Below are 12,035 nucleotides of genomic sequence, written 5' to 3' on the forward strand. Positions count from 1 at the left end.
AAATCAACACTTATTAGCCAATGTTCGTCCCTGTTTCTCAAAAATCTGACGGTACAAATCAACGTACCGCTGTGCCTGAAGTTCTAGGGTGTACTCTGCAAGAGCGATCGCTCGACAGCTCGACAATTTTGACTTATAGACTCATATAAAAACTCACCTTTGAAAACTAAAAATTGCTTGACTAGCTAAAAGCAGCCCTCTTTTTTTCGCCTTATAAAAGCGACGCTCTCTCGGATTCATTTGTAAAAGTCGATAAAATTCAAGTAATTTTCCTTTCCATGATGAACGTGCTACATTTGGCATCTGACCCCTTAAAGAATCTAGTATTCTGTGGGAATACTCCATACCTTCTACTAACTTAATCAAATATTCCTCTTCCAACCGATTCGCTGGCATAAGATGAGTTAATTTGAGAGATGTGAACTGTCCTGTACCTAATCCAATGTCACAGGATGTAAATGCTATATCTGAATCTCCGCCGCTCATTAATAGCTTTCCCTTTCGGTCTAGACCTAATCTTTTCTGGTCAGTACATACCAGATCAGCATACTTCTGTGCCACAATTTTTCGTACACACATTCCAGCACCACAAGGAGCTGTTTCATGTAGGTTTAAGTTCGACCACTTGTCTCGCTCCAACTCCCGAATAGCCAAGTGACCCCAATAAGGTTTAGTCCAGTCTGGAGGTGCCACCTCAAACTCAGCTCTAATCTGTCCACCCCAAGCGCCAAGGAATGGGAAGTCTTTATTGATTCCTAAGGTTATTTCAAGATAGTCTGAATCAAGGACGTTATCATCGTCAACGAAGACTAGTACTTGGGCTTGAGCTTCCCGAATTCCACGCAACCGGGCTGGTGTAAGACCTAGTTGCTCTTCTCGAACATGACGAGCGTTAGGATGCCAGGTAAGGTCAATTTCTGATGAGAGTAATTGTTCACTCGCATTATCAACTAGTAATAGTTCCCATTGTTCCAAGGGCAACGTCTGAGACTTGAGTGCTGCTAATACTTTATCGAGGTAATTCCATTGAGGGTTATGAGTGCAGATGATGATACTTATAGCTAGTTGCATAGGGGGGTACATTAATAAATTACTAAAACCAACGATTTTCTTTACGCAGAAACCCATCTTGCTTCACAAAGCACACGTCAACTTGTCCAAGAGCACCATCATATGGTCTTCTGAGAAAACCTGGAAAGTCATATACTAGATAGCCTCGCTCAACCATAAAGGCAATAATTTCGTGGAAAATAGGCTGAGCTTCCAAAAACTCAAACAAAGAAACTTCTAAGATGAAAACCTCTGTGCTGCCAAACAGCATAGTTCCTCCCCGTAGCGCTTCAAGTTCAAAACCTTGAATATCCAATTTGACTAACTGGGGTATTTGTATTAAATTATTTTTAATTAGTGAATCAATAGTAACTATCTGAATCTTTCTTTGCTTGCCTGATACCTTTAACTCTTCTGATTCGGATGGCAAAAGCGATGAACCTACTAGGTCATCCCAAATAGTTAAAGTCATTTCACTAGGGCTTGCACCCACACCTACTAGGAACCAATTTGAACCTGGAAACTCTTTACAAAAATTATCTAAATAAGACTGCATTTCAATCTGCGGCTCAATCAGGAAGCAATTTGCTGAGGAGAATACTGTCTTGGCAATTCTACTCCAGTTTCCATCGTTAGCTCCTACGTCAAGAATTGATTGACACATTAAGCCTCGATATTTAAGATCCTCCAAAAGTATCTGCATATTACCTACAGGTCGATATTCTGTACCCACCTTAGATGGATTAAGACGATGCACGTCATATCCTAACTGTTTAAAAATTTGTTTCAGCACTTTTTGCATTGAATAAACTCCTAGCAATCTTAAGAAGCTTTTCTGAGAAGGAGGCTAAGCAGACTTTTCCCTAAAGAACTATTTATGAATTTGCAGGCTGTGCCCCACTTAGCCCCGACAGCATCATGAGGTAAAAGATTTTTATACCTAGCTTTAGTGAAGAGCTAACTACCGACAGTGATGAGTGACATAGTAAAGCTTCTCTAAGTTGATTTCTGGCACCATAACGATCGCCTACACTAAAAAATTCATTTGCAGTATTAAGTGCATAAAATGCATAGTTCCTTAATGCTGTTTGTGTAAGTTTATCAGCACACTCAGTTGGTAAATATTCCCGCACTATATCCACTGCTTTACGAAAATCTTGAATATTCTTACCAGTTCGTACAGATTGTGCAGTTAATGAAGTTGAACCTCTGCGGTATAAAGCTAGTGGCTCAACTTCGTACCACACTGGGTAGCAAGCAGCAATACGAACCCACATTTCCCAGTCTTCACCCCAGCAGGTCATACGACGGTCATACCCACCAAGTTGCTCGTATACATCACGTCGCACCACAATTGATGGTGTCTGAATACGTTGCTGCACAGCAATTCGCTCTAGCCAATTACTCAAAATGCCACTTTCAGGCTGCTCTAACCAGGAAATGTGGGTCCAGTGTCCTCGCTCATCCATCAACATATGTCGGCAAAAAGCAGATCCAACTTCGGGGTTTTCGTCAAAGCCTCGTTGTAGCTTGCGATAAAAGCCATCTCTGACGCAATCATCACCGTGTAGAAGATGAATCAACTTACCACGCGATCGCTGCAAACAAGTTTCAAAGTTTCTGATATAACCTACGTTCTCTGGTTGCCGATAAAAACTAACGCGACCACGACCTAGTTCTTCAACAACTGCTGCTGGATCGTCCTTGGTGGAGTGATCGTCAACCACCTCAATCTGCATGATATCAGCTCCCGGATCTTGGGCTAATACGCTAGCCAGTGTCTCGCGCAGATAGTTGGCGCAATTGTATGTAGGAATCATTACAGACCACAAAGGTCGTGGACTGCCCTCGGGTACAGGTAAAATAGTAGCTCTATGTGGGTGTTGCTCACTCATTAGGATTCTCTATAATTATTTAAAAGCTAATGATTCAACTAAAAGACGGACATCGATATGCAGAAGCTTCATGCAGGTGGTTTAATGGCTTCCATATATAGAGAATCTGGTTTGTAAACTGTACCATCCGGTTCCGTCCACTCGTAGTTAGAAGTCCACTCTTGAGAACCACTGCTAGCTTGTTCCACTGCTATTAGATAAGTTTTAGCAATCTGTTCTAAGTCTGGAACTACTACTCTCAAGACACCTTGAGGACGCAAGACACGATAGCACTCTTTCAAAAAAGATTCAGCTTCTGTTTTTGGTATGTGTTCTAGTACATGTGAATGATAGACAAGATCAAAAGAAGCATTAGGAAAGGGAATACCTTGAGTGAGATCGTGGGCAATTACGCTTCCTCCTGTTGAGACAATATCAACATTTGTCCAATCGGGATGATAGCGATCACCACAGCCAAGGTTAAGGTAATCCATAAAAGTAAATATCCTTTAGTAAAGTAAATCTGATTAATCTTCAGTTATATAACCGCTTTGATAATCGCCTAGTAAATACCTTATTCTCTCAATTCTGTACTTCAACACAAAAAATCAAAAAAAGGAATATTTTGCCAGTCTTTTTAACTTGATTTAATCTCAGGAAACTTGACTAGCTAAGTAACTGAACATAAGCTATAAATGACAGTACACAGCATCAGCTTATCCTGGATTCATGCTAATTTTTTCAGATTCAAGCATAACTATCTCGATTTCAAAACTCTTTGATAAAAATTGTATCTGACTTCAGAAGCTAGAGACTGTGAGTAGCCTTCCCTGATGATACATTGAGCATTTTGGCAAAGCATAAATGTGCGCTCTAAGTCTGCTAAAAGATATTCTATAGCCCAGCAAAATGAATCTTTATCATCAGCAATCATCACACTTTCCAAATGCTTCGCATTTATTCCTTCAAGTGCAAACTTTGTACTTATAACTGGAATACCTTGAGCCATTGCCAACAGTATTTTAGTTCTTAAACCACCACCTATTCTTACTGGAGCTATGCTAATACTATCCTTAGAAAACTCATATATATCTTCAATAAAGCCCATAAATTGAACTTGGCTTGGATGGTTATTATATTGTTTAACTGTATCTGGTTTCCATTTCCCTACTACATAAAATTTTAAGCCAAATTTCCTGAAAATTTCTACTGCTGTTTCTTCAAGAAACCACTTTACAGCCTCTTGATTGGGATAATGATGGTCTGCTCCTACAAATATCAATTTGTTTGGTTTGACAAATTTTTCCCTGTCTATTTCTTTAAAGTCCCGCTCAAGAACAGGGAAAGGGGAAACAAAAACCTCAATTTTATTATTTTTATCTTCTAAAGAATTTTTTAAAATTTCATATTCTAGATGATTAAATGTTAAAACGCCGTCTACTTTATTAAGCAAAGAAATCTCAACATTTTTATAGAAGTTCATAACATAATCAGCAAAAACTGATTTGAGTTGTCTTGCCTCTATATGAGATTTAATTCTTAAAAATATACACTCATGTTCTACAAATACTTTTTTGATGTGTGGAGGAAGGGCTGTTACCAAATTTAGATTGTCTACATATTCTAATTGAACAATATCAATTTCATCTTGCAGAATTATCTCATTCAATTTTTCAACATATTCCTTACTGTGAATATAATATGGATTCCATGATGAGTACATAGTAACAAAATCGGCTTCCCAAACATTTACTTCTGGAACATTTTTTAAATTACTACTGCTATAACTTTGCGAAAATTTTAGCAAACTTTTCAAGAAAAGCTTAACTTTACGTTTAAAAGCACTAACAAAATTAAGTGCTTTTGAACTAATATCATTAGTGCGTGTTTTTTTATTTGATTTATCCTGGTTATCTACCGCATAAATCTTGACTTTTGGTAACAATTGCTTTAGTTCAGTAAATTCTTGGTCTGTGATACTGCTTTCTTCAGGAAGTAATAGACTTATATTACATAGATCGCTTAAGTATTCTATCATTCCAAATTGGGCAATACTTGCGCCAGTCTCAAAGGGATAAACTTGATGAAATGCAACAATAAGTATGTTCATGATTTTGGTATTTTCTAACTTGGAACTTAACTGTGTACTTTTCCATGTCAATAAGAAAGTTTCTGACTATGGAATTGGAAAAATACAGAAAAACATTATTGTGACAGTTGTGGAACTAATACCTTGACAGATAAACGACAGCCTCCATAACCTCTGTCACCGACTAAGTCTGTAGAACCTGAACTTGCTTCCCAAGTGATTGCGTTAGGAATAAAATCTAAGAGATGGGCATTTGAAATAATGGCTACGCCCACTGAATATATACTTGGATGTAGGGGATTTTTATCTAATTGAAGATGAATTTCATGAATACCAACTGGCATTTGTAAAGGAGGTTGATCGTGGTCAGAATCAAGGGTCATAACTCTATTGCCATCTAAGGTTTCAAAGCCAATTCCGATTGCTAAATCGGATACTTCTTGAACACAGTTAATGGTAAATATTAACTCTAAAGGTTCTCCATAGCTGAAACTAGTGCCTCGAGCTAATCGAAGACGAAGTAAACGAGCTTTTTCTCCAAATCCACTATTTCTTCGCACAGAATCTAGGTCAATATCAAAGGCTGACATAGATGATTGAGCAGAGTAGCGTTGGATTGCGTCTTCAACACTATTGACCTCCTTAGTGACTCCCCGCTCAAGGTAAACTGCTTTGGAACACAACCGTCTGATGGCTTGCATATTGTGGCTGACAAATAAAACGGTTCTTCCTTCCTTACCCACATCCTCCATCTTGCCTAAGCATTTCTTCTGAAACGTTGCATCTCCTACTGCTAATACTTCATCTACAATCAAAATCTCCGGTTCCAAGTGAGCAGCTACAGCAAACGCCAACCGCACATACATCCCAGATGAATACCGCTTCACTGGCGTATCTAAAAACTTCTCAACTTCGGCAAAAGTGACAATCTCATCAAACTTGCGTGTAATCTCTGCCTTGCTCATCCCCAAAATTGCACCGTTGAGAAAGATATTCTCTCTACCTGTCAACTCTGGGTGAAATCCTGTTCCTACTTCTAATAAACTGGCAACTCGCCCTTTAATCCGGATAGATCCGCTGGTTGGTTCCGTAATTCTGCTGAGAACTTTCAGTAGCGTTGATTTACCAGCACCATTACGCCCAATGAAGCCAACGCGATCGCCCTGTTTAATCTCAAATGACACATCTTTCAGCGCCCAAAACTCCCCCTTGGCAGTTCTTGCTTCCTTCTTGGCACGGGGGTTTAGCGCACTGCTAACGGACTTCGCCGCATCAGTCATTGCTCCACGAAATGTTTTGTAACTACTTCCCTCTTCCTGTTGTCCAAGGATGTACCTCTTAGCTAAGTTCTCTACGCGGATTACAGTATCTGACATCTATCTAACTCCTACTTAAATCACGTCTGCAAAAGTGCGTTCCATTCTGCGGAAGTACCAAATACCGCTCAACAGTATCAGAACTACCAGAGCCAGAGATAGTGCAAAACCAGGTAAGTATATCTGCGATTCACCACCTAAAATTGCCCAGCGAAAACCGTCAATTACTCCTACCATTGGGTTGAGCGAATACAGCAGCCGCACCTGTTCAGAATATCGTTCAGCAATAATCTTGCTGCTAAAACCCACCGGGGAAACGTACAAACCAAACTGGACTAGAAACCCCACAATATAACGGAAATCTCGATACTCCACAGTCAGAGCCGCTAGCCACAATCCCACACCTATGGATGCTGCAAAGGCAATCAAAATAAATAGTGGCAGTGTCAAAATGCGCCAATCGGGTACAAAGTTGTAATATGCCATCAACCCCAGCAGAATCATGCCAGATATCAAAAAGTCTACAAAGCTGACAATTACCGCACTCGTTGGCACTATCAATCGGGGAAAGTAGACTTTAGAAAGCAAGTTGGAGTTGGCAACTAAGCTATTGCTGCATTCGTTTAACGCACCAGAGAAAAACTGCCAAGGTAGCAGAGCTGAAAAGACTAGTATCGGGTAAGGTGCGCTACCTTCAGTGGGTAGTTTTGCCAAATTTCCAAACACAACAGTGAACACCACCATTGTTAAGAAGGGACGAATTAAAGCCCATGCCATCCCGATCGCAGTTTGCTTGTAGCGCACCAATATATCGCGCCATGCCAGAAAGTAGAATAGCTCTCTGTATTTCCACAGGTCTTTCCAGTACTGACTCTCAGTTCTACCTGACTCGATAATGAGTTCTTTGCTTTCCATCTACTTACCTGTATGTTGCATCAATTTAAAGAACGTGTGATTGTTTTGCAGTCAATAGACATCTCCGAAAAAATACTGCCTTTGTTATCCCTTTAGTATTTCCTTTGCTAATCTTCATATCAGGAAATATTTGTAATTTTGTCTCAGCTTTAAATCAACTGGAGTTTTTGGCAAAAAGGATTAAATCAAGATGGAAACTTTAGCTTTAAAACTCCGTAAAGCTTACACAAAAATACTTTAGGCGATATAGAGAGCTACAAAATTCTCCGAATTATTTGTTGATAATTTATGGTCAAATGCTTCACGAAAAATGAATGTCTTAGTATTTACTCGGAGAAGATTCTGTAATATACTTCTAAGTGCTTTACTGGTGTTCCGGACATTTTACTCAGAAAATCTACTGCTACTACTTTGAATTTGATGCAAAAACTAAATGTAGGTCAAAACAGCACAACGATGGAAATAAGAGCGCAAAAGGATGATTAAATGGTACTAATTAGACTATCACTTACGTACTTCTGATGGAGAAAACAAGACTTTGAGATTGCTTCCTCGCATCGCAATGACGGAAATACATAGTTCGTGCGTAAGTTATGTAGGCATCAACCGAATTTAAACATGCGTTATCTAGAAGCCAGAGACGTAGCAATGCTACGTCTCTACATTCTTTGTTGCTAATCTCTCCATCCCAAATACCGTTCGCGGATACGAAATGGAGTGCTAAAAGAACTTGACATCAATAGTTGCTTCAAAGCCAAGAATATAAAAGCTGGAATGGTCTGTGTATAACGATTCCAGAGACGACGAGGTTCTTGCATCCACCGATATAACCATTCAAAACCCAAGTCTCGTATCATGCGGGGTGCGCGTTTATGGATTCCTGCGTAAACAGGGAAAACTCCACCCAACCCAATCATCACCGACTGAATTTGATTTTTATGTTGAGCTATCCAATTTTCTTGTTTTGGACACCCCAGAGATACAAACACTAAACCAGCACCACTATTGTTAATCATCTTAATCAGAGCTTTGTCTTCAGTTTCCGTCATGGGACGAAAGGGCAAAGGTTCCATCCCGGCAATTTTCAACTTAGGAAATTCCTGCTCTAACCTTTTTTGCATTCTCGAAAGAATGTCTAGTTGAGAACCCGCAAAGAAAACACTAACGTTTTGCGCTTGCGCTAGCTTGCACAATGCTAACAATACATCCATCCCCGCTACGCGATCTTGGTAACGCGCTCCCAAAAGCCTCATCATCCAAACTAGAGGCATCCCATCAGGAGTGATTATATCTGCGTTCTTTAAAACAGTAGCAAACTCTGGATTCCAATGCGCCTCCATCAGCATATGTACGTTGGCTACGCAAACTGTTTTGCTTTCGCGAGCGATCGCCCACCTAAGTATAGTCTGTATCTGATCGTCAAATCGTAAAGCTGTAATCGGAAAATCAATCACTCTTTGTTTAGGTAGAAAAATTCCCACCATTAGGTCACTCCTTGTGTCAAACAAAAATTTAGAACAACGACTAACCATTCCAAATATTGAAAATGTCAGATTTCATAAAAGACTGACTCTTTTCAAGGATTAGAGCATGGTTGAAGTTAACACATGGAGATGCAATACCTTTTCCTGTAAATTCTTGGCTTCCCTGGTAATAATTCTTTCTTCTTAGCCTGTATAGAATGTACTCTAAAAAAAAGCCATTTGTGTAATTTTTCTGCAAACTTTATATTAGATTTACATGAAATTCATATTAACTTTATATTTCTTTTACGTAAATCTTACAAGTGCTTTAAAAATAGAAAAACAAACATTTAATTAACACAAAAACTCAGTAATTTTAGCTAAATATTAAACACTTAAATAGACAAACCTTAATACTTGAGGATTGCAAATGAGAAGTATAATTTATATTTAAAAAAATTATGAATTAACAAACAATCTGCTGTTCTGTAGCTTAAATAACAATTTTTTTTAACTTTAAATAAAAGCTCAAAAAAATAGGGGAAAGATTAACTTTTCTTCCCCCTGTTTATTGTTTTTGCGATTGTCTAGGTTGTTGCCTTCTTTCAGCCTTTTTCGCAACATCTGCCTTTGTTTTTTAAGTTGTCGCTGTCTTGCAGAACCACCTCTGCCTTTATCGTTTCTGCCTTCACGACGGGGAGATTCCCATCTCTTTAAGCGCATAATCATTAACCTCTCTTCAGTAAAAATTAGTGGAATAAGATAACCGAACTTTTATGACTGCGAAGTCGCTGATAATTTATTTTTCTCGCAATTAATATTCACTACATATATTTTAGTTCATAACTATCATATCGTCAAATCAAAATGGTAGAGGTGAACAAATATCATGATGAATAACGGCTGCAATGTAAGTTAATTTTGTGCAGCTTGATGGCTATCCATGCAATATCGCTAATCAAAAAAGTAAACCCACATTTACATTTATCATTGGCAATAGAAACAAAACTTGCCAAATATAGCAAGTTTCTTTGTTAAATACATCCCATACTAAGAACTATCCGGGCTATTTTATTGCCTCGCTGCAATAGACTTTGAGAATCCATCTTGTAAGCGATCGCTAGCTTCTTTATATTTATTCATAATTTTTCCACCACGATCCGGAATTAAATATATAAATCGCAAAGAAATTTAATAAATTTATTTAATATCTATAATAAGTAAAACAAATGTTGCTAGTGGCGATCGCCGCTAGTGAGGGGCTGATATCTTGCATCAATCCCAACAACCGCCTTAGAATTAATTTATCAGGCTAATAGCGCTCATTCGTATAAAGACGACTAAATAATTGCAGCTTTCACTCATTGGGTGTACATTGGGAATACAAGAAAGCCATAGGAGAAAAACCATGTTTGAGGCTGCCGCCGCTACACCCAAAGAAACGCGGCTTTCCATTCGCGCAACGGAGCCGGAAAAGGCAATACTGGCAGAAGCGGCACGCGTGCGGCACACGAATGTTAGCAAGTTTGTCCTGCAAGCATCGCTTGATGCCGCGAATGCCATTCTGATGCAGCAAACCGAGTTTCGCTTGCCACCGGATCAGTGGGAAGCGTTCTGCGAACGTCTTGACGGGCTGCCGAAAGTCGTTCCACAATTGCAACGGCTCTTTAGCGAACCAGATCCGTTCTAATGCAAAGTGAGCCTTTAAATGAGCCAGTTCTGCTGACCAAAAGTCACATTTTTGCGGGTTTCGATTGCGGCAAGCCACCGCTTAATGATTTCCTGATGAAATACGCTTTGCAAAATCAGGCAAGCGGCGGAGCCAGAACCTATGTCCTTACCCGGGAAGAGCGCGTCATCGGCTATTACAGCCTTGCCCCTGCGTCCGTATCGCCAGACGATGCCCCCGCTCGTGTTATCAAAGGGCAGGGGCGTTATCCTGTACCAGTTATCCTGATGGCGCGGTTTGCCATAGACCGAGGCGAACAGGGAAAAGGCTTAGGCAAAGCCCTGTTTCGCAACGCGCTACGCCGTTCCCTGGCGGGGGCAGAAACCATTGGCGGTCGTGCTTTTCTTGTCCATGCCAAAGACGAGGAAGCCCGCGCCTTTTACCTCAAATTCGGCATGGAAGAATCCCCAACCAATAAAGTACACCTGCTTTTACTCTTCAAGGACATTCGACAATCGCTTGAAGCGGCTGGATAAGTTTTCAAGGCAGAAATTTTGATTTCTGCGATGTTTAGAAATAGCTATATGGTTGGTTTATTTACGCCGACCTGTACTACGGTTGTAAACCCTAGTCGGGTTATGGGTTTAACGACAATTTAAGTGGGATAAAAATGTTGGCAATGGTTAGCCCTACATTTATCTATATTTTTACAATGGGCAGGAGGAGAATCGAACTCCTATGACCTCACGGTCGCCACATTTTGAGTGTGGTGCGTCTACCAATTCCGCCACCCGCCCTTGGGTGCAACTTCACCATTATACACTTTTTCTGACGAATGCAACAACTTTTGATATTCTTTGCTGCTTGCCCAGCGATCAATTTCTCGCGCCCGCAGTACTGGCACTGGATGTGACAATTGAGAGGTGCGAGCTACTTTGACCATTTCACCCAATTCAGTCTTGCTAATATCATCATAAGCGCGAGCTTGGGCGACAAAGGCATCAAGGTTGAGTTGCGGTGCTAATGTTGGGGAACCACCGGCAAGCTTCATCAAGACTGACATGACAACTTTGGGATCTTGGGTGGCTAATAATGCGGCGCGATCGCATGTAAACTCAGCACAACGTACCCATTCTAAAAGTTGTGCTTGTATGCTTTGTGCTAGGACTGCTCCTATATTTGGTAGACTTGCGGCTGCTAACACCAATAAATTTACTGGAGTCAGGTAAACGCTGTGATCGCATTTGAGATGTCCTAACTCATGGGCAATCACTGCCTGAATCTCAACGGGGGTAAGTAGATCAATCAGGGAAGTGTGTATGACAATAAAAGGCTGCTTGCCACGCATGGCAAAAGTATAAGCGTTGGGAGCCGGATGTTGGCGGATGTAGAGTTGGGGAGATTCCATATCCAAAATTTTGCAGGCTTCTAACAACAAGTTGTGTAAATCAGGCAATTGTTGTTCACCTACCAAAACGCTGGAGGCAATATTTTCTACATAAAAAACTTGCTCTGCCAATGGTCCGAGCAAATTCCGCACGAGCATGTCTAATCCGGGTATCTGCTTGAGAGCAAGAGTTGCTTCCAAGTCTAAAGGATGACGAAAAGAATCTGCTTTGATACCAATGAGCTGAGTCTTAAAAAAGGACATAGCGATCG

The 12,035-nt window shown here is 40.2% G+C and carries 13 protein-coding genes and 1 tRNA gene; 2 read left to right on the forward strand and 12 right to left on the reverse strand.

Annotation, left to right across the window (positions count from 1 at the left end; genetic code table 11):
- Positions 1 to 3 precede the first annotated feature (3 nt).
- The 10 genes from TOL9009_RS49495 to TOL9009_RS0119610 all read right to left on the reverse strand — a co-directional run bounded on the left by TOL9009_RS49495 (position 4) and on the right by TOL9009_RS0119610 (position 9,430).
- A complete protein-coding gene (locus TOL9009_RS49495; RefSeq protein WP_260675921.1) occupies positions 4 to 126 on the reverse strand; it encodes a hypothetical protein in 123 nt (40 codons plus the stop codon).
- Positions 127 to 153: 27 nt separating this feature from the next.
- Positions 154 to 1,071 carry a glycosyltransferase gene (locus TOL9009_RS0119570; RefSeq protein WP_038297348.1) on the reverse strand — a complete coding sequence of 306 codons (918 nt, stop codon included), beginning with the start codon at positions 1,069 to 1,071 and terminating at the stop codon, positions 154 to 156.
- Positions 1,072 to 1,093: 22 nt separating this feature from the next.
- Positions 1,094 to 1,852, reverse strand: a complete 759-nt coding sequence (locus TOL9009_RS0119575) for an FkbM family methyltransferase (protein ID WP_029634279.1) — start codon at positions 1,850 to 1,852, stop codon at positions 1,094 to 1,096.
- A gap of 73 nt (positions 1,853 to 1,925) precedes the next feature.
- Positions 1,926 to 2,945 (reverse strand): glycosyltransferase family 2 protein, encoded by a 1,020-nt coding sequence (locus tag TOL9009_RS0119580; RefSeq protein WP_029634280.1) that lies wholly within the window; start codon positions 2,943 to 2,945, stop codon positions 1,926 to 1,928.
- A gap of 68 nt (positions 2,946 to 3,013) precedes the next feature.
- Positions 3,014 to 3,418: a class I SAM-dependent methyltransferase gene (locus TOL9009_RS39795; protein WP_084763259.1), complete on the reverse strand. Its 405-nt coding sequence runs from the start codon at positions 3,416 to 3,418 to the stop codon at positions 3,014 to 3,016.
- A 263-nt stretch (positions 3,419 to 3,681) separates the two neighbouring features.
- Positions 3,682 to 5,034 (reverse strand): glycosyltransferase, encoded by a 1,353-nt coding sequence (locus TOL9009_RS0119590; protein ID WP_029634281.1) that lies wholly within the window; start codon positions 5,032 to 5,034, stop codon positions 3,682 to 3,684.
- Positions 5,035 to 5,129: 95 nt separating this feature from the next.
- The gene (locus tag TOL9009_RS0119595; protein WP_029634282.1) at positions 5,130 to 6,389 is read right to left on the reverse strand and encodes an ABC transporter ATP-binding protein; all 1,260 of its coding nucleotides are present in this window, start codon (positions 6,387 to 6,389) and stop codon (positions 5,130 to 5,132) included.
- Between the two features lie 15 nt (positions 6,390 to 6,404).
- Entirely contained in the window at positions 6,405 to 7,244 is an 840-nt protein-coding gene (locus TOL9009_RS0119600; RefSeq protein ID WP_029634283.1) for an ABC transporter permease, read from the reverse strand.
- Positions 7,245 to 7,918: 674 nt separating this feature from the next.
- Positions 7,919 to 8,728, reverse strand: a complete 810-nt coding sequence (locus TOL9009_RS0119605; protein ID WP_029634284.1) for a WecB/TagA/CpsF family glycosyltransferase — start codon at positions 8,726 to 8,728, stop codon at positions 7,919 to 7,921.
- A gap of 507 nt (positions 8,729 to 9,235) precedes the next feature.
- Entirely contained in the window at positions 9,236 to 9,430 is a 195-nt protein-coding gene (locus TOL9009_RS0119610) for a hypothetical protein (RefSeq protein WP_029634285.1), read from the reverse strand.
- A gap of 685 nt (positions 9,431 to 10,115) precedes the next feature.
- On the opposite strand from TOL9009_RS0119610, the gene TOL9009_RS0119615 reads away from it, so the two are divergent.
- Together TOL9009_RS0119615 and TOL9009_RS0119620 are read left to right on the forward strand one after the other, a co-directional pair.
- Positions 10,116 to 10,397 carry a type II toxin-antitoxin system TacA family antitoxin gene (locus tag TOL9009_RS0119615; protein ID WP_029634286.1) on the forward strand — a complete coding sequence of 94 codons (282 nt, stop codon included), beginning with the start codon at positions 10,116 to 10,118 and terminating at the stop codon, positions 10,395 to 10,397.
- A complete protein-coding gene (locus tag TOL9009_RS0119620) occupies positions 10,397 to 10,912 on the forward strand; it encodes a GNAT family N-acetyltransferase (RefSeq protein WP_029634287.1) in 516 nt (171 codons plus the stop codon). The genes TOL9009_RS0119615 and TOL9009_RS0119620 overlap by 1 nt, the downstream gene beginning before the upstream one ends.
- Positions 10,913 to 11,089: 177 nt before the next feature.
- Here the strand turns inward: TOL9009_RS0119620 and TOL9009_RS0119625 are convergent.
- A tRNA-Leu gene (locus tag TOL9009_RS0119625) sits at positions 11,090 to 11,173 on the reverse strand.
- Positions 11,152 to 12,027: a M48 family metallopeptidase gene (locus TOL9009_RS43690; protein ID WP_029634288.1), complete on the reverse strand. Its 876-nt coding sequence runs from the start codon at positions 12,025 to 12,027 to the stop codon at positions 11,152 to 11,154. Before TOL9009_RS43690 ends, TOL9009_RS0119625 begins: the two co-directional genes overlap by 22 nt.
- Positions 12,028 to 12,035 lie beyond the last annotated feature (8 nt).

This window comes from [Scytonema hofmanni] UTEX 2349 (assembly GCF_000582685.1).
GTDB classification, from domain to species: domain Bacteria; phylum Cyanobacteriota; class Cyanobacteriia; order Cyanobacteriales; family Nostocaceae; genus Hassallia; species Hassallia hofmanni.